The sequence below is a fragment of the Chitinophaga sp. MM2321 genome (genome assembly GCF_964033635.1).
Taxonomy (GTDB): domain Bacteria; phylum Bacteroidota; class Bacteroidia; order Chitinophagales; family Chitinophagaceae; genus Chitinophaga.
Genome location: NZ_OZ035533.1, coordinates 2407613 through 2424204, shown reverse-complemented (window position 1 = coordinate 2424204; position 16592 = coordinate 2407613). Strand labels below are relative to the sequence as shown.

At 42.8% G+C, this 16592-nt stretch carries 22 protein-coding genes; all 22 read right to left on the bottom strand.

What is annotated here, in order from left to right; translation table 11 throughout:
• Positions 1 to 289: 289 nt before the first annotated feature.
• The 22 genes from ABQ275_RS09420 to ABQ275_RS09315 all read right to left on the bottom strand — a co-directional run bounded on the left by ABQ275_RS09420 (position 290) and on the right by ABQ275_RS09315 (position 16576).
• Positions 290 to 820, bottom strand: a complete 531-nt coding sequence (locus ABQ275_RS09420; protein ID WP_349318039.1) for a hypothetical protein — start codon at positions 818 to 820, stop codon at positions 290 to 292.
• Positions 820 to 1134 (bottom strand): hypothetical protein, encoded by a 315-nt coding sequence (locus ABQ275_RS09415; protein WP_349318038.1) that lies wholly within the window; start codon positions 1132 to 1134, stop codon positions 820 to 822. The genes ABQ275_RS09420 and ABQ275_RS09415 overlap by 1 nt, the downstream gene beginning before the upstream one ends.
• Positions 1135 to 1190: 56 nt before the next feature.
• Positions 1191 to 2456: a phage major capsid protein gene (locus tag ABQ275_RS09410; protein WP_349318037.1), complete on the bottom strand. Its 1266-nt coding sequence runs from the start codon at positions 2454 to 2456 to the stop codon at positions 1191 to 1193.
• 6 nt (positions 2457 to 2462) lie between these two features.
• Positions 2463 to 3200 (bottom strand): HK97 family phage prohead protease, encoded by a 738-nt coding sequence (locus tag ABQ275_RS09405; protein ID WP_349318036.1) that lies wholly within the window; start codon positions 3198 to 3200, stop codon positions 2463 to 2465.
• 113 nt (positions 3201 to 3313) lie between these two features.
• Complete coding sequence (locus ABQ275_RS09400; protein WP_349318035.1) at positions 3314 to 4285, bottom strand: phage minor head protein; 972 nt, start codon at positions 4283 to 4285, stop codon at positions 3314 to 3316.
• Positions 4286 to 4324: 39 nt separating this feature from the next.
• A complete protein-coding gene (locus ABQ275_RS09395) occupies positions 4325 to 4522 on the bottom strand; it encodes a hypothetical protein (RefSeq protein ID WP_349318034.1) in 198 nt (65 codons plus the stop codon).
• 733 nt (positions 4523 to 5255) lie between these two features.
• Positions 5256 to 5882: a DUF5565 family protein gene (locus tag ABQ275_RS09390; protein ID WP_349318033.1), complete on the bottom strand. Its 627-nt coding sequence runs from the start codon at positions 5880 to 5882 to the stop codon at positions 5256 to 5258.
• Entirely contained in the window at positions 5879 to 6286 is a 408-nt protein-coding gene (locus ABQ275_RS09385) for a hypothetical protein (protein WP_349318032.1), read from the bottom strand. Before ABQ275_RS09385 ends, ABQ275_RS09390 begins: the two co-directional genes overlap by 4 nt.
• A 1-nt stretch (position 6287) precedes the next feature.
• On the bottom strand, positions 6288 to 6890 hold the full coding sequence (locus ABQ275_RS09380) for a hypothetical protein (protein WP_349318031.1): 603 nt from the start codon (positions 6888 to 6890) through the stop codon (positions 6288 to 6290).
• A 106-nt stretch (positions 6891 to 6996) separates the two neighbouring features.
• Positions 6997 to 7416: a hypothetical protein gene (locus ABQ275_RS09375; protein WP_349318030.1), complete on the bottom strand. Its 420-nt coding sequence runs from the start codon at positions 7414 to 7416 to the stop codon at positions 6997 to 6999.
• A 184-nt stretch (positions 7417 to 7600) separates the two neighbouring features.
• Positions 7601 to 7759, bottom strand: coding sequence for a hypothetical protein (locus ABQ275_RS09370; protein WP_349318029.1), 159 nt, complete (start codon positions 7757 to 7759; stop codon positions 7601 to 7603).
• On the bottom strand, positions 7756 to 8190 hold the full coding sequence (locus ABQ275_RS09365) for a hypothetical protein (RefSeq protein WP_349318028.1): 435 nt from the start codon (positions 8188 to 8190) through the stop codon (positions 7756 to 7758). Before ABQ275_RS09365 ends, ABQ275_RS09370 begins: the two co-directional genes overlap by 4 nt.
• The gene (locus ABQ275_RS09360; protein WP_349318027.1) at positions 8187 to 9398 is read right to left on the bottom strand and encodes a glycosyltransferase domain-containing protein; all 1212 of its coding nucleotides are present in this window, start codon (positions 9396 to 9398) and stop codon (positions 8187 to 8189) included. The genes ABQ275_RS09365 and ABQ275_RS09360 overlap by 4 nt, the downstream gene beginning before the upstream one ends.
• Positions 9395 to 9904: a hypothetical protein gene (locus ABQ275_RS09355; RefSeq protein ID WP_349318026.1), complete on the bottom strand. Its 510-nt coding sequence runs from the start codon at positions 9902 to 9904 to the stop codon at positions 9395 to 9397. The genes ABQ275_RS09360 and ABQ275_RS09355 overlap by 4 nt, the downstream gene beginning before the upstream one ends.
• 58 nt (positions 9905 to 9962) lie before the next feature.
• Entirely contained in the window at positions 9963 to 10634 is a 672-nt protein-coding gene (locus ABQ275_RS09350; protein ID WP_349318025.1) for a hypothetical protein, read from the bottom strand.
• Positions 10635 to 11051: 417 nt separating this feature from the next.
• Entirely contained in the window at positions 11052 to 11306 is a 255-nt protein-coding gene (locus tag ABQ275_RS09345; protein WP_349318024.1) for a hypothetical protein, read from the bottom strand.
• An 11-nt stretch (positions 11307 to 11317) separates the two neighbouring features.
• Positions 11318 to 12706: a phage portal protein gene (locus ABQ275_RS09340; RefSeq protein ID WP_349318023.1), complete on the bottom strand. Its 1389-nt coding sequence runs from the start codon at positions 12704 to 12706 to the stop codon at positions 11318 to 11320.
• Positions 12707 to 12744: 38 nt separating this feature from the next.
• The gene (locus ABQ275_RS09335) at positions 12745 to 14157 is read right to left on the bottom strand and encodes a phage terminase large subunit (protein ID WP_349318022.1); all 1413 of its coding nucleotides are present in this window, start codon (positions 14155 to 14157) and stop codon (positions 12745 to 12747) included.
• Positions 14147 to 14752, bottom strand: a complete 606-nt coding sequence (locus ABQ275_RS09330; protein ID WP_349318021.1) for a DNA-packaging protein — start codon at positions 14750 to 14752, stop codon at positions 14147 to 14149. Before ABQ275_RS09330 ends, ABQ275_RS09335 begins: the two co-directional genes overlap by 11 nt.
• A gap of 648 nt (positions 14753 to 15400) precedes the next feature.
• On the bottom strand, positions 15401 to 15826 hold the full coding sequence (locus ABQ275_RS09325; protein WP_349318020.1) for a helix-turn-helix transcriptional regulator: 426 nt from the start codon (positions 15824 to 15826) through the stop codon (positions 15401 to 15403).
• Between the two features lie 49 nt (positions 15827 to 15875).
• Complete coding sequence (locus ABQ275_RS09320) at positions 15876 to 16073, bottom strand: DUF2158 domain-containing protein (protein ID WP_349318019.1); 198 nt, start codon at positions 16071 to 16073, stop codon at positions 15876 to 15878.
• Positions 16074 to 16111: 38 nt separating this feature from the next.
• On the bottom strand, positions 16112 to 16576 hold the full coding sequence (locus ABQ275_RS09315) for a hypothetical protein (protein WP_349318018.1): 465 nt from the start codon (positions 16574 to 16576) through the stop codon (positions 16112 to 16114).
• Between the last annotated feature and the right edge of the window lie 16 nt (positions 16577 to 16592).

Below are 16592 nucleotides of genomic sequence, written 5' to 3'. Positions count from 1 at the left end.
CCTTCAGTTACTTCCTCTCTACTATTCAGTATTAAGACTTTCCCTTCGTAGAGAAACCTGATATCTTTATTCACTTCATGCGAAGGGCTATATCTTATTTGTACTTCATAGGAATTGGTTTGTACATTCTGTAACTGCTGTAATTGTCTCCACGACCTGACTGGCCCAACGTAAGCCCAGGTTGTGTAGATTGTATCCCATGTTTCATCAAAACCTCCGGAGTCATTCCGTGTTCTGGTAAGATTTTGCGCTTCCAGTCGTCGGTTAAATAGTCCTATTGGTTTGATCTTCATATAAATATTCCCGTTCCGTTTCTACGAAATGGTTTCAAGCTCATAGCGGCCATTGGAGATATTTGAGTATCGAAATCTTCTTCCCCCAAATGCTCCAGCATCCATAAAACTTGCTGTTTTATAGCCTCCCGAAGTGCCATTGGTGTATCAGGAAGATCATATCCACTCTCGTATTCAATCTCCAAGTAACATGCGCAGGGAGATTCGATGAATTTGTTCCCTACGCCAATAATACTTAGTTCGACATCGCCACCATCTCTATCAAAACCAGTTACATTACCAATTGGCGATCCGGTAATTTCAATACCGCCACAAGAGTTGTCAACGATTGCGCGAATAGTTTTTTTGGCTATCCCGATATCATATTTCTCTTCCAGCATTTCACGTGCCGCTACTATCATTCCCTGTATAGTCATGTTCTTCTCGTCATAGTCAATACTGGCCCACGTTTTCATTTCTTCTAGCGTGACCGGTTCTTCTACGGGAGGAGTGATTACAGTTTTGTCCAATAGCTTATTGCTGCACATTATTTCTTCGGTTTTGGCCCACGCTTTTTCGCAATCACTTCAGATTTTTTCGGAGATGGAGTTTCGACCTTCTCCTCCTTTGTTACCCCCTCGATCTTTTCTGGTTTCTCTTCAGTCCCTGGGATCACCGGTTCGATTGACTCATTTGACTGTTGCTCATCTGCCAATGATTCCTCTACAGGGTCAAGCAACAATACAAATCCAGATCTAGCGAGCTTATGCGCCCTTCCAATTTCATATTCCGCATGCCGACCCGGCAGCATTAACTGCATCGTGTCTGCATCACGAAATCTTTTGCGTATCTGAACTCTCATATCATTTAAATAAGGGCGCCAGTATTACCCGCCGCCCCGGTTATCAAAAATCAGGATCAGGTTGTCGGAGTATAGAAATCGCCAACGATGAAGTAATCATTACCATAAATCGGGAACGCAATGGTTTCCTCGATACGAACGGTAACCATATTCTTCTGTACATTGTCTTCATCCTGTTCGAAGAACTGGAGGATAGGCGGTTCCTGAATAATAAGGTTTGCGCCCTGTACCCAGTCGCCAACGATGAATTGACCCGGATTTGCTGCGGTAGACTTGAATACCGGTACACCGGCAACATAAAGCTGTCCGTTGATATAGGTAACCAATTCACGCGGCAGATCATAAGTACCAGCTCCGCCGGCTGCGCGATTAAGCAACAGTGTTGCGTAGTCGGAAGGACGGACCAGGATACCGTTGGCATCACGATCGGCATCTTCCAACTGAGTTACTGCATCCACCAGCTGTTCAACCCAAACCTGAGTTGTTCCAGCATACGGAGTGTAGTTACCGGCATCGGTGATACCGGAAATATTTGGGGAAACGCCATCACCATTGATCAGCTGATCATCTTCCACACGGAGCAGCTTCTCAGGCAAACGAGATTGCAGGAAGGTTGTTAGACCAGCTACATCACGTAACATCTTACGTGATACCTTTACAATACCAGCTATGGTCTGCGATGGAGTGCTCACTTCCTGTAACCGAAGATCCAAGCGAGGCTTGGCGGCACCTTCGGCCGTTGGGGCAATAGCACCTTCTCCGGCGATCTCTTTAACATATGCGTAGTGCGAGCCACTCATTGACCCACCAGTAAGTAACTGGCGAATATGCAGGCGCCTACGGGGTTGTTCGATAATACCTGGGCGAAGATCTGTTATAGAAACATCAGCTGTCGGGAAAGTGGTTGCACTAACCAATGTCATGTCGCCAACAGCCTTCATTTGGAAGGAAACTTCCCGGGCGCTTTTGGTGGCAAACCTTTCGATTGCATCCTTGTTTTCTTCGATTGATTCAGCGAGCAGGCTACGGAAGCTCTTTTGCTCAGTACCTACTACAACACCTTTCTTATCTTTGGCGGCAATAAGCTCATCCAGGGCTTCCTGGTTTTTCTTGTCTGCGTCATCTTTGGACTTCTGCCATATGGTAATGGTATTTACTTTTTCTTCGATAGTGCCTGCTTTGTCAGAAGCCTTCTTTGCTTCTTCAGTAGCGGTGTCAGATGCTTTCTTTGCATCTTCGGCGGCTTTCTTTGCACCCTTTACTTCTTCAGCAACCGGTTTTAGTTCCTCCGCAAGGGTATCCTTTAATTCTTTTACTTCCATTATTATTTAGTTGAAAAGTCCTGTGATAGTGTGTTTTAGCTCTGTTTGTATATCAATCAGCACCTGCACACTATCCGGCTCAGTGGACTTTTCTTCCGGCTGAGTGGTGTTTGACGAGAGGTCAATCGTAAACTGCTGCAGTCGTTTTAATTCAAGCTGCAACAGGCTATTATCTTCATCAAAATGACCTGATTTAATGCCCTTAATTAGCATGTCAAATCTTTTGATTTCCGACTCAATTTGTTCTGAAGTAAAAACGGATTTTGTGACGCCTAGGGTTGGCGTAAAAGGATTGGCTCCCCAAAGGACGGCTGACCCTTCCCAAAGGGCGGCCTCGGTAATTTCACGTACATTTTCGGAGTATTGGCCTGATTTCACAGTACGAAAGCCAACGCTATGTTGGTTAATATCTCCAGCTTCATAGAGCGGCCAGATAGTATCACGCCATAACTTAGTATCCCTATAGGGGGATATTCCAACAATATATTTACCTTCTTTGTATAGTTCTGAAAACTTACTTAATGCCGATGTGAGAGAATAGCCATGATCGGCCATGTGCCATATTTCGTTGGTCCCGTGAGGGCCACGCTCTTTTATGGTCTTATCAAAAGCTGTGGAAGAAAAAATATCATTATCTCGGTCGACGCTTTCGAGTTCCGCAATAGCAACCTTAACACTGCGTGTTTTGGTATCGACATCTAATGTTTTAAGATTGAATATTTTTCGCTCCAATACCGCCTTCATGGGCTGATATAAATTCTAGCGGTCGAAGCAAAAAATCAGAAGAGATAGAATCACATAAAATCAGCCCGCTCAGCAAATGTACCAATTAGGTTCAATATTACCAAATAGGTAATTTATTTTTCAAAAAAGGCCGCTTTAATTCCTATGGTTATGATTTGAGTGATATTACTTTGCGATGGGTGGATAATGGTAATATCCGAATTAACCCCCACGTCTGGTACGGTTACCGGTAGCTTCGGTACAGACGAGTATCTCGCAGGACTGCTTCCGGATGGCTTCTTAATCAACCTTCCATTTGCATCCACGACGATTGTATACGCAACAGTGCATCGACACTGAATAACGTTTCCTGCACTTCCATTCGGATCACCGGGAAACATTAGCTCTTCTCCACCAGAAAAGAAGGGTCTATCACCTGGTACCACTTGCCCATCAAGATCCCAATGATCATAATGTGATTTCGGAGGACGACGAACCCGGTCGTCATTGGCGCTGATCCATTCTTTCTCCATCAGATACTCACTCTGCTGGGCGGTTATTTCGGCTGCTGCGTTGGAAGCCCGGACTGTTTCCGTTCTGACCACCACTCTTGCCTGCTTGCGCGTGTATGGCATTCCTGTGATCTTCCGTGCCAGTTGCTCCACCCCAAGCCCTTCTTCAACACCTTTGGCTAGTACTTGCCTTATAGCCTCCTTTTGGGTGTTTGTGATGGGAATAACTGACTTGTTCAGTAGAAACAATTCAAAGAACCGTTGAATCTCTTTTGTCAGTTGCTCATTGAATCCTAGTGTCGCCGCCTTCCTACTTATCTTTACCTGTTCCTTTATCGATCGCTGAATTATACGCCCCCTGCGCAAACCAACGACCTTATAGAGTAGTTGCAGGAGGTTTATTATTGGATCAATGGTCACAATACGGTCAATCATCGCCAGCGCGTCACGGGTGCCGTTCTTTATCAGATACGTAGCAAACGCGTCATTGTTTGCTTGAAGTGCTTTGTATATTTTAGGAAGCCAATATCTTTCCTGCTTTATCTGAAAGGCTGAATAAGTGCGATAATATTCCCGACGTTGTTGTCTATTCATTTTACACAATTGTCAATTCCACAAAAAGCATCACCTTATTTAATATATTTCCCACTTTTGTTCTGTTTGCTTAAATAGAACAAATGCCGTCTCTGTAATTTCATGGGCAAACAACAAAATAATCTTTCCTCTATGGTATTCCATCAACCGACATACTATCTCAATAGGACCATCACCACTTTTAACGAAAGTAGCCTTGCTTCCTTCGAAATCTACTGTCATTAACCAATATCTCATTCTTTTCCAAATTTAACACCGCTTATAACGGTCATGAATCCAATAACAAGGAACCATCCCCAATTACCTATGCCATAAATGGCCATGTATCCGGCGATTCCTACCCCTAGGAGAGAAACCGTATTTAGGGCGATGACGGCATATAGTGATTTCATTTCAAGTCATTTAGTTGTTTGCAAATCTCCTTATATCTCTCATGCCCAGAAATCTGCCGGCCGCCTAAGAACGTTTGGTGCGCCACTAGTGCCAGCTTAACACAGTCTTGGAACTGTTTATTGTCCTGGAATATATTCAGGGTCACCGCGCCATTATCACACCACACTGCGCAACTACAGGAAGGAATAAAGTAAACAACGTTATTTTGATCTTCGGTCGACAGTCCGAATGCATGATTATGTGATAGATGATTAATAATTAGTTGCTTCACGGAACCTGATATAATTAACCCCTCTATTTGAATATTGAACAAAAATGATTGCTTTTGCCTTTCCTCAACCTGCTTTATTAGCTGTCTTGACGATTCATTACGCATATACATTGCATTTGATTACAGCCTTATGAAACCCCATCATATGACTATCTCTATGGGGTCCGGATTTCAACAACTGCAGGCTAACTTCTGTAATAGGGTAGCCCAAAATATGGAGCATGCTCATTGCCTGGTAAACCAATGTCATATTAATCCCGCCAACAAATACTAATTTGTTTGGGTTATATTTGACTATAATTGTTTTTACCATTTTAACCCGAAATCAGATCGTTTGATCTTGCTCATGCGGCCGTCTGAGTGATGAAATACAATGCCCTCTATCACGTTTGATTGGAGAAATACACTGATTCCTTCAAAGGTTCGGTCAAAAGACGGTAATGCAGTTATTCCGTGACGATATAATGTATGTGTCTTCACCCTATCCCTATTGCCGTTAATCTTTGGCCCCACTGCTTCATATGTGCCGTCTGGAATAGGGTTTCCCCTCCAGCCAATAGGGCCTTCCGCCTGAATCTCCAATAAACAAATAGAACCTTCTACAGCCTCCTGAATCCATTTATCAGGATAATCTGCTAGCGGCACCCATCCGGGCCAATGACCTGTAATCGGATCAGCACCTTCCTGAGCGGGCATGAATCCAGGAGGAGGTGTTTTTCCATGCTTAGCATCAAAACGTTTGTATACTTCGCGATCTTGAATCAATATACATGTACCGTCCCACTTGCGAGTAGCTACACCCTCGCCGGATAATACCCATTCACAGCCTGGGGCTACTTGATCGGTTAGGGTAAATTTGCTACCATGCTTGGGTGTGCCGCTTTCGTTTGTATATTCAAATTCTCTTACAAAAAGCGTTGGTATCTTTCTCATAATCTTACTTTTAATTCAAGCTCTTCTCCGGTAAGGGCGTAATAAAAATTTTGAATTTGATGAACGCAATTAATAGACTTGCCGATGCTTTTTCCATGGATATGCACTTCCCAATCAGGCGAATCAGACAATATTCGCTCAACATCAATTATCCCCTTGAAAAACACTTTGCGTACATCTTCGATAAACCCAAATTTCAGCAGCCATTCTTCTGTTAATAGGATGGAATCAATTTCGCTAAACATGCAATTACCTACGCCCTCCCTCATAGATTGCTTTAATGTGTATTTCACATCCAGATAATTGTTCCCGACCGACAATAACCTAATAATCGGGTTAATACGGCCCTGTATTCGCGTGTACTCAACATAATTACCAATCCGCAATTCGCTATCTTTAATCATATTATTGTTTTCCTATACCAATCGTGCCGTATCGACTAAACATCAAATTGAAGTTTGAGTGATTCTCAACGGTGGATAATATGTAATCATGAAACTGCAAAATGGATTGCTCAAATTCTATATGGAGCAGATTTATGTTTACCCAATAATGCCCGCTCTTGGATTTTGAAATTATTTTTGGAACCCTACCGTCCCGGGCTAAGACAAATTTGTATTCTTCCTTTTTCCATTTAGCATATAGCCCAAAGGAGTGGCAGAGCGAGTTTCTTAGCTGAAATAGTATTTCATACTTTTCAGAATCTACATAATCCTTACAATATGCTTCAAACCGTTCCTTTACCCCCATTTTCCCGCATTTAGATGTGTCGCTATCGCCATACCTGAATTTGGCGATTAAATCAATGCCTGTCATAATAGCTGTAACGGCGGGGAATAGCGCCTCAGATGTAAGCTTTTCTCCTGTAGTCGGATTTATACCAAAACAGGTGTAAATATCCCTTCTAAGAAGATAGAGGGTTGAATGGCATTTGTTGTATTCCACGTTATCTGGATCATCTTTCGGATCTCTAAAAAATACTTCAATCCTTCCTTTTGTATTTACCATGGTATCAATTTTTTACAAATCTACCAGGAGTATCTGTTATGAGTATCAGTTTTTAAAAGTTCCTATATAAGATCTTTTATGGGGCGAGTTGTCAGGGACGATTGAGTTATTTCGCCAATTGTCCCATAACTCCACGATCCATTCTTTCAGCTATGCGCTCCTGCAAGAAGAGTAATGCGGCCTCCATATGGGTAATAGCTAAGGACCCCTCTCTTGATGGAAATTTCGCATTCATTGATTTGTGCCTGGCTATCAGAGCCCGTAACAACTGTTCAGATTGTAGACCAGGAATCATTGTCCCATCTTCATTCTTCTGCACAAATTGTATTTCCTGAAAGGTGTCGTCGTAGACAGTTTGGCCTTCATGGAATCCCAAGCAATTTTTAAGCTTGAACTGATGCGCTACATCGTTATTGTAGGCTTCTTCGGAAGTACCCCATACGGACACTTGGCTGCTTGGGAATACTGGTCGCAATTGCTTGTCATATCTTAATGTTCCTTCTGATCCTAATTGATTTGTTTGCATGTATAGTTATTTGGGTGATAAATTCTACAGTCAAATGAGAAAGAGGCAGTAATTGTCAGGTGTAGAAATAAGAAATGCCATGAAGTTTGACCACCCCATAGCAACACAATACAATCCGCTCCTCATGTGGTCAATCAGATATAAAATTACCTATTTGGAACAATATTACCAAATAGGTACACATTTATTTTTTCTCAGGCGGCTTTGGGGAGAAGTTTTTTGCTATCAATAAGATTATGTCTTTCTGCGTTTGCAGGCGTAAAGCCTCTTTCTTAGCCTTCTTTATCCGGCAATCGGAAGGCTCAATGGGGATAGCGCGATTGATAATTTCTTCCAGGGTCATAATTCCTTTAGTCGTTTTAACACATCAACCGATGTGTGGCCGTCAAATTCATGCGATTCAAGTTCTTTAGCAAAATATGTCATATCCCAATATGAAACTGGTAAATGATACGTTATTTGTTCGCCGGAATTATGACCATATCCAAGTATAAACCATCCTGCATAAGATATACCATCGGCATTTTTAAGACTCTTCCATGTCTTATTAAGTTCACCACGGCCATTATCTATATCAAAAAGCATCTCACATAGCTTTACCCACAACACGCACCGATGATCATACAGCTCACCAAATGTATGATAGCCATCAGATACCTCGTTCGTATTTAAAAGTCCGCGAAGTGAATGTATTTTAATTGCCGTATTGATATGTGATGATACCTTATCTGTCAATACAGTTAAATCATTGTTTAATTCTGGAATGGCATTCATTTTAGTAGATGTTTTTTATAATTCAATGGGTCTTGTGACCATGCCCGATACCAGTGGTACAAGTACACCCCCTCGGCTATACCGATCTTGCCCCCTTTCTTGATTAATTCCTTCCCGAAATGTGTATCAAATGTGTCGCACTTCTCCCGGAATTTAACCTTATCCCATGTCCTGCGAGGGAAAAGGAGAAATAACCCTGCAACTGGTCCTTTATTTTGCTTGATAGAATCGTAGTTGGCTTCATATAGTTCTTTTGCAATCTTTCCATGATTAAGCATATTGTGATCGTTAGAGAACTCATTTTTATACAATTGCGTTGTGGCCCTCAACCGGTTGGTGATACATCCAATTAAATCATATTTGCCGGTCGCAGCCTGCACAATATCTTCAATCTGCTTACCCCATTGATTATCGGGGGTCAGGAATATCGTATCCCCATCCCGAATACATACCCAGTCATCCTGAGGAACGCGTGCTATTTGGGCGTTATATTCGCCTCCTATGTCTTTTTCGGTAGAGAAGGGCGTTAGATACCAGACACGGGGCTTCATGGGCTTTATTTCTGGAACAGTAGCCTTATGTTGCATCACTTTGATGTATATGTGAGCAATATTAAACGGGATTACAGAGGGCGTAAAGTTCATTCGCCGCATTACTACAGGCAAGCTAATTTGATCTCTGTTGCAAGTCTTAAACAACTCCTTCCACCATGCCTCGCATACCGCGTTTACCTCTGGATTATTATCCCGAAGGATTATACCGGTTTCATATAATCCCATTTTGGCAGGGATGCCTTCGTTTTTATAGGCTTCCAGTTGTCCTTCAATGGCCAATACTGGCGCTTTGTTGATTTCAATACACCTTAATCCTTCCTGGTAAACACAATCCCTTGAAGGGTGCCGCTTTAGCAGCATTCCGCCACGGAAATATGACTTAACCAGATGACCAATATCCCTGCGTATTGCCGTACTGCCATCGAGATAGATAGTGAAATTGTAATCCGGCAGGTACTTATGAGCGAGAATCTTTATTTCCCGTTGCTTCCGTTGGACATTTTCACACTTTGCAATAATCCTCACCTGCCAGCCAGGGGCCACTATCCTGTCGTTGTCCGTAAACAGGATATAGTCAAATCCGGGTGTCCGGATAGGTATTGGTTTCGGCTCGTCATAATCCCCGAGTATCACCGTATAAACGCATCTCCTCATTTTCTCAGTCTGAATATGGCAATTCCATTCCACCAGGTTTCCCGGTGCCCGTTGCCAGGGGTGAATAATTCATGTTCTTCAATTACATGTAGCTGCAGGTCGGCTATTGCCTTTCGGGTACCGGTGCGTGCCGGTTCATGGTTCCAGTCATCAACGATGTACACAAATTCGCCAGCCATTTTTCCTATATACATTACAAGGGCATTATACTGATCCTGTTCAGTGTGACCCCCATCGTAGAAGTAATACTCATTGCCTTCGCCAACTGCTTCAATTTGAAGAGTATTGAAACAATCTCCATTTAAGAAAGCGAAGGTTAAGTTAGCGGTATTGGCCAGGAACTCTTTATGGGGTCCGCCAAACTGGCTAAAATCATCTATGGCGGTCGCCCTTATCTGCTTACCGTATAGTGCGGCGATCAGCGTAGACCCCTTCCATGTACCAATTTCCAGATATGCCCCTTGGACCAGGTTATTCAGCAGATGCCAAATACGAGGCGAGGACATTCCCTTTAATCCGGCAATTACCACTGCAGGTAGATTGCTTTTTAGTAGTTCAGCTTTCTCAATTGCTTGTTTTATCTGCATTAATTCTTTCTATTATATGTGAATGATATTTACGGCTATTAACCCCACAGTAAGGGTCAAAGACCGATCCGGCGTCAATAAAAGTGTGAAGCTCTCTGTAACAGTTATAAAGTAGGTCTACAAAGTAATTTGCAGCCATACCGGCAGAGATAAACACTATCCAATCAGAATGCCCGCCCCCTAATATTGTTCCTATATCAAGGAGGATCTTATCCCGATTAGTCCAGCAATTCGCTGTACCAGTATCAATTATAACATCGTTCATGTTGCAGATATGGTGTAAATAAGCTGGCCCGATAAACAATACCATGCGCCCTTTCACTGCATCAAACAGTCGGTCCAATCCCTCCTCTTGAGATGCATTATGCAGAATATCAGCATTTATCCAATTGCTTCCATTTAACAACCATTCATTTGCCACAGCTGGGAATAATCGTTTTGCTAATGGTTGCATGCCCAGATAATAAGGCTGCGTACTATTTATTATCTCCTTCAGGGCTTCCCCTAATTCAGGATAATATAAATTACCGTCGCAGTTCGATTTACCTGGTCGGGTTTGCAGGACGCAATTAAACTCTCCATCCCCCCAACGGGAAAAGGCAAAGTTCTCTCTGTTCTGAAGTTTTGATATAAGCTGATCGTAATTCATTTATCAACCTCTATATGGTTTCTTTTATACTTTTGTATCCGTTTGTATTTTTCGTGGCTGCACATCCCACATGAACATGGAGCCCCATGTGACCGAAAGGCATAAAGACTATCATTTGCAGCTTCCTTAAAGCCCCATTTTTTCAATCGGCGCCTATAGCGCAACATCTTTAATTCGTGTCGTCTGGCCTTATTCATGGCCTGAAGGTTGCGATTGACATTAACTTATCATAGTTCACTTTAATGCGCATCCTCTCTTCAGGGGTTGCTTTTTTATCTTTATTACGTTCCATTTCGGCAAGGAACTTTCGTGCATCTTTACCACGAAGCACTGGCGTTTCGGCTATTGGTCTGCTCATCTTGGTATTAATCAACCGCGTTTTTAAAATCAGTTCAGTGATAGTATGGTAATAAAGTATTACACTTCTGAAATTTCCCCCAAAATACATAAGCGTTTTTTATCGATCTTATCCCTTAGTAAATAAAGCACGTCTTTTTGTTCTTCGGGCGAAAGGTCATTTTTAATAATTGATGCCATATCATGCGACCCAGAAACACTCATGGGATATTGATCTTGATCGGCAATTTGATCATCAATACGCCTTAAGGCATAACAAGCCCTATCTGCCAAAGATTTCAGGGAAACTACCCTCTCTACTGTTTTAAAATCCATATATCTTTATTTTATCTGTAAGGATTCAACTTTGCCTTATCCAATGCATCTACATCCGCCGATATATCCTCTATCGGCATTGCCAATGATTCCATCGTTTCCAAATTACCCGGCATCCACACTTTATCCATGTTTGGATCGGAGGATCTGCCAAACTTTTTCAGCTCCCTGCGTTCATTTGGGGTGATCTCCCAGGATTTATCCAGCCAATCGGTGAGCGTTTTCATGTCCTGCTGCAGCACCGGAATATTGGAGAAGTCCGCATCAATGAAATATTCTCCAGAATCCCCGAAATCAGGCAAAAGGAACGCATTAAGCGCATCCCGCATCTTAATAACCATTGGTATCACCCCGTCCGTATAAGCAGCCTTATAGAACTGCTCCATGTTATTCATGGTGGCATGTTCGTTATCGTTGAATATTGCGGATGGCATTTTGAAAATGCGACACAGTTTACGGAAGGTCATGGAACCCGATTCGATTAAGTCCATATCGACAGGAGATAACCCGGTTTGGATATAGCCTAATTTACCAGCGGAAAACAAGATCTTGCCCCGGTTCTTATTGCCCCAGGTTTCCGCTTCCCACTTCTTTTTCAATGCACCTACTTGTAGATTACTCTGGTCGTCAGGTTGAATTGATTCATTATAAATCATTCCGGCAGGCCCTCCGTGCTGGAATTGCGCTGTTGCGCTATCTTCCTCGCTGTCTGACCTGGCTAATGTTTTGGCTCCAGCCCTTAGCGGCGGCATGCCCATCAAGTGAGAGCCGTCCGGCTGGTAATCTGGATTGAAATACTTTAGGTGAATAACCTCTTCTTTCTTCAGCCCCATTTCTCCCCACAGGAAGAACATGTAACCTGCAATAGAGACGGGGAAAGTGCCATCAGGGACTATGGTTGTATATTGTGAAGGGATTGTATATAATGCTTTAGGCACCCCCTGATTAGCACCCATTGATAACGATTCCTTCCAGATGTATGAATTACCGGTAATATCCAGGAACCCATAACACTTTTCCAAGAACTCCGTTTGGCTTTCCCCTGGGTTCGGCCTTTGAAGGAGAATGTTTATTGGGTTGCTATCATCAACCTCCTGCAACGCCTTCACCTTATAGATCTGTGACTTAGCAACAGCTTCGGAGGAAACGACTTCACCGGAAGTAAGCGCCTTGTATTCACGCAGCCACTTTTTCCCTTCTTCTCCCTTTATTTTATATACGTAAAACGGAATACCGGAGGCCATTTGGGCTTTCCGAGAGATAATTGAGTATACATCAGCATTGTTTACATACCCCTTATCAACAGATGCCTTTTGGTCTATCTTTGGGTATATCGGTGTTACAGGCGTCCACATAGGGTCCTTTTGATCCAGCCATTGCTGCACGTAGGAGTTCATCATATTCTGAATCTCCTTTGGTGATGGCCCTAATATCCTACTTAATAGATTTGCCAATTTGCTTTCTGTTTCAATTCAAAGTACATCCTCATCATTAGCGTATCTGAATAGTCAGGAGATCTGCCCAATAGGTCTTTTACATCGTCCTTGGACATTATTTCCAACTTCTTATCGTTGTCGGCTTCTTTCTTTTTAACCTGTTCTAGTTCTTCAGAAAGGGCCTCTCTTATCTCGTAATTATCACACTTTACGTATAACTTATGATCGTTAATCGTCAGAGCCAGCATATAATAGCACTGGCTTTTTAGATTTTTATAATTCTCCTGCTCCTTTGTAAGCGGGTTCTCCAATGGGGTGCTATTATTCACGAACCCTTGGCACCTTAGCTTATCGACTACGCCGCCGCCTACTCCATCATCATCGCAAATAACTGAAGACAAGGGAATGCCATGCCTTGTCCTCATCTTTTCTATTTCGTCGGCCACCTTCGTGGTCCTTTGCTTTTCCAATGTTTTTATCTCAATCACACGGAAGCCATTCCAAACCATAATAACCGACTTATCACGCCCAAAACGGGCTATATCGGCTGTTATAAACTTCTTGCCCTCTGCTACAAAGTCATTTGTGAATATGTCAATAATGGCGTCATATTCAATCAACGCGTTATCGTCATCATCGTAGTCGAAGTTCCCGAATAAGAGCCTTTGCTTCTTAATCTTGTCGGTAATAGACCGTAGCTTATCAATATAGCCCTTGTCGATGAAGGGATTATCTTGCACAAGCGCCTGTAAGAACTTTCGCATTTCCGGCAATGCCTTGGCCTTGAATGGCTTCCAGAATACCGTATGACACCAGTTCTTCTTCGGGTTTAGCGTTACGAAGATCTTTCCGATTAGTCCGTATTTTTCATTCAATTGCCTGCCTACACGTGATTTCAGTGTATCAAAGGCGCCGAAGTTTACCTCTCCGCCCTCTTCTATCCACCCTCCGGTATATTCAACAGATCCATATCGTTCATAGAAAGGATCGCGTGGGACGTATTTCAAGTCCAAGAGATCAATTCGGCTTCCGTTGGAAAACTGAATGAAGTGATCCTGTCCGTTGTAGGTCCAGTACTTATCCTTTGCCACGCCGTACGTCTTGCAAACCTTCAGGAAGGTCTGAAATGTCGATTCTCTTAATCGCTTCAGCTCCTCTCTTCCAATGAACCACCTGGTTCCCGGATAGGCAAGCGCCATAAATACCTCCCAAACACACCCGGTCCAACTTTTAGCGCCGCCGGCAGCACCCCCATATCCAAACTCTTCTGTAATGTCATCCGTGAGAATCTGTAATGCCTGCTCTTGCTTTTCATGCTTTAGTCCATCCTTTATAACAAACAGGTCGAACCTCTTTCTTTTAAAGAGCTCGACCAATATTTCTATTCGCGGTATTTTAAGTACTTCATTCGCCACGTAGCTTTAGTTGTAACTCAGCCAGCTTCACAAGATCTTCATCCGACAAATTTCCCATATCCGTTTGGCCTATTTTGTCACCCTTTGAAGTATGGTCGAATTGATGTTGGTTCTTCCATCCCATATTAGACAGGGCGAAAATCGCCCCCGTCGGCCGATCGTGAAACAACCTTTTCTCGTATCCATGTTCAACTCTGGACCTTGCCCTTTTAATTATGTCAGAATACTCCGGCTTTTCTTCGTAGTCATCTAAACTCTGCCTATGAGCAAATCCAAGGAATAAAACCAAACCGGTAACGGTATACGGCTCTGGGTATCTATCCCATGCCTTTACCTCTTCAAACTCTATCTCTTCTGTCTTTTTATTAACCCGAGGCTGCTTTTCAAAATGAAATTCTCCTTCGCAATAGATGAAATAAGCGTCAACGACTGCAGATAATTCCTCTGGGTTGGCAAATATGGGCGGCCGGCCTCCGTTATTCCCTATGGCATATTTGTTCCCTATTTTACCAATAGGGGAATCCTTATGTCTCTGGGCGGGTGTTGCCTTACTCTTTATTGCCTTCTTCTTTGTATTTGGTTGAGCCTTTGCCATGATCAGGGGATTAAAGCCAGTGCTACAGCTATAAGTGTTCCGCCAAAACCAACCAACGCCCCCACAAGCAGGTACACGCACCTGGATTGTTTGAGCTTTTCAATCTCTTCGGTCATGTGAACTATTGAACGGCGGTCGCTTGGTGGAAGTGGGCGCCGTTTTTCAGGATCTTGATGCTCCCGAAGGCGAGGAAGTAGTTCACCGGTACTAAAATCAATATTACCATTCCTTCTGTCGCCACATATGGGCGCCGGCGTCCGGCCGCACTTACTGCCGGCGTTTATTTCCTCCGTCATCCCCTTATGATTAACTTGTGAGAATACTTCCCGCCACCCTCCGGGGCTGCATTTTCCACAATAAGGCAATCGAGCCATCCGTTGGTATCGGACAACCCAAGTTCTTGCGCAGCTTGCAGCTCCTTGATGAATGCGTCTATTTTAATTGAGAGACAAATATCTGTTTCGGACATTCCGGTAGGCGAGTTTGGCCTCTTGGCCCAGCGAAGATAACAGGCCTTTAATCTTTTCGTAATGGACATTAATATAATTGTAGATCCATGTATCACATTTCCAATCAGGCCATAAAACGGCAAATCCCTATCAAAGATAAGGGAAATTACCTATTCGGTACAAAATTACATTTAAGGTACTATTGTCCTAATATCTTCAAGAAATCGTCGGGCGAGAGCGGGTTGTTTTTGTCTTTTAGCTTGATCAACCCTTCGAGAAGAGCGCCCATTTGCTTTTCTTGCACTTCTTTCAGGTCTTGAAGTTCACAATAGATCATTTCTATAGTAGCGCCGGGCGCAGGACGTTTAACGCTAAATTTCTCTTCCCCACGGATTACATATTCTAATTCATAATTATATTTGTCGCAGATAATAAGCACCTGCTCCACGGTGGGTACCCGCCGTCCAGCGCGAAAATCATATATAGACGCGCGGCGAAGCCCGATGGATGTGCACATCTCAGCCTCAGTGACCTTCCCTTTTTCGTTGAGCTTTCTCAGCACCTCATCGAACACAGATAAATACCGGCGGCGAAGCCCAGCTTTGAAATCCTCTTTTTTACGCATCTTAACTGATTATAACACATATTACATACATGGGCAGCATTTAGGGATATTAATATGCCTTTGGAGCAGTTTCGTCAGCATTGGATACTTCCAGACATTTAATACTTATTGTTAAATAGAAATAGTTCTGGTTTATTTTGCTGAACCAAATCAAGTCAATCATATTGCTTCCGCCAGTTACAACCGTCATAGATGGGCCACCACTTTTTATACGGACTACATCCCCTACTTTAAACTCTTCTGTCATAGTTATAGTGTTTAGAAATAAAAAAACAGTTTGATATTTTACCTCGAATATTCGATTGTTTCCGGGATTGTTGTTTGCGCAAACCGAACCATATCATCAAATACACTCCGCCTCATATCCGCCTTCCCTCGGTATTCGATGTCTACCCAAGAGGGCTCTGAATAAACAGATCCGAGCCTAATGCCAATGCCAGTATTCCCTTGCCCTGTAATTATCACCTTATTACCGTTAATTACCAGATTCATCTTATAATCGATATATTTTATATGCTTCACATCGGTTGCGATAGTACCAAGCTCTTTATCCCGGCTCAATATTGCATATCCGCTTTTTATTAAAGACTTGGAAATATAAGTAAATAACGAATCCCCGGATATTGGATAGCTTAAATTGATTTTTTTTGCACCTTTAAAAGGCTGGTCTTGAGGAGTATTAATATTCTTGTTTTGTGCAAAACACGAGGCTGATATAAAAATCAGCACATATAATATATATTTTTTCATTTGCGAGATACTATTT

Excerpts from the sequence above, each read along its gene's own strand:
- ABQ275_RS09385 (WP_349318032.1), bottom strand. The coding sequence starts at position 6,286 with ATGATTAAAGATAGCGAATTGCGGATTGGTAATTATGTTGAGTACACG.
- ABQ275_RS09355 (WP_349318026.1), bottom strand. The coding sequence starts at position 9,904 with ATGTCCTCGCCTCGTATTTGGCATCTGCTGAATAACCTGGTCCAAGGG.
- ABQ275_RS09330 (WP_349318021.1), bottom strand. The coding sequence starts at position 14,752 with ATGGCAAAGGCTCAACCAAATACAAAGAAGAAGGCAATAAAGAGTAAG.
- ABQ275_RS09410 (WP_349318037.1), bottom strand. The coding sequence starts at position 2,456 with ATGGAAGTAAAAGAATTAAAGGATACCCTTGCGGAGGAACTAAAACCG.
- ABQ275_RS09340 (WP_349318023.1), bottom strand. The coding sequence starts at position 12,706 with ATGATGAACTCCTACGTGCAGCAATGGCTGGATCAAAAGGACCCTATG.
- ABQ275_RS09345 (WP_349318024.1), bottom strand. The coding sequence starts at position 11,306 with ATGGATTTTAAAACAGTAGAGAGGGTAGTTTCCCTGAAATCTTTGGCA.
- ABQ275_RS09350 (WP_349318025.1), bottom strand. The coding sequence starts at position 10,634 with ATGAATTACGATCAGCTTATATCAAAACTTCAGAACAGAGAGAACTTT.
- ABQ275_RS09370 (WP_349318029.1), bottom strand. The coding sequence starts at position 7,759 with ATGACCCTGGAAGAAATTATCAATCGCGCTATCCCCATTGAGCCTTCC.
- ABQ275_RS09415 (WP_349318038.1), bottom strand. The coding sequence starts at position 1,134 with ATGAGAGTTCAGATACGCAAAAGATTTCGTGATGCAGACACGATGCAG.
- ABQ275_RS09420 (WP_349318039.1), bottom strand. The coding sequence starts at position 820 with ATGTGCAGCAATAAGCTATTGGACAAAACTGTAATCACTCCTCCCGTA.
- ABQ275_RS09400 (WP_349318035.1), bottom strand. The coding sequence starts at position 4,285 with ATGAATAGACAACAACGTCGGGAATATTATCGCACTTATTCAGCCTTT.
- ABQ275_RS09365 (WP_349318028.1), bottom strand. The coding sequence starts at position 8,190 with ATGAATGCCATTCCAGAATTAAACAATGATTTAACTGTATTGACAGAT.
- ABQ275_RS09375 (WP_349318030.1), bottom strand. The coding sequence starts at position 7,416 with ATGCAAACAAATCAATTAGGATCAGAAGGAACATTAAGATATGACAAG.
- ABQ275_RS09405 (WP_349318036.1), bottom strand. The coding sequence starts at position 3,200 with ATGAAGGCGGTATTGGAGCGAAAAATATTCAATCTTAAAACATTAGAT.
- ABQ275_RS09315 (WP_349318018.1), bottom strand. The coding sequence starts at position 16,576 with ATGAAAAAATATATATTATATGTGCTGATTTTTATATCAGCCTCGTGT.
- ABQ275_RS09360 (WP_349318027.1), bottom strand. The coding sequence starts at position 9,398 with ATGAGGAGATGCGTTTATACGGTGATACTCGGGGATTATGACGAGCCG.
- ABQ275_RS09325 (WP_349318020.1), bottom strand. The coding sequence starts at position 15,826 with ATGCGTAAAAAAGAGGATTTCAAAGCTGGGCTTCGCCGCCGGTATTTA.
- ABQ275_RS09320 (WP_349318019.1), bottom strand. The coding sequence starts at position 16,073 with ATGACAGAAGAGTTTAAAGTAGGGGATGTAGTCCGTATAAAAAGTGGT.
- ABQ275_RS09395 (WP_349318034.1), bottom strand. The coding sequence starts at position 4,522 with ATGAGATATTGGTTAATGACAGTAGATTTCGAAGGAAGCAAGGCTACT.
- ABQ275_RS09390 (WP_349318033.1), bottom strand. The coding sequence starts at position 5,882 with ATGAGAAAGATACCAACGCTTTTTGTAAGAGAATTTGAATATACAAAC.
- ABQ275_RS09380 (WP_349318031.1), bottom strand. The coding sequence starts at position 6,890 with ATGGTAAATACAAAAGGAAGGATTGAAGTATTTTTTAGAGATCCGAAA.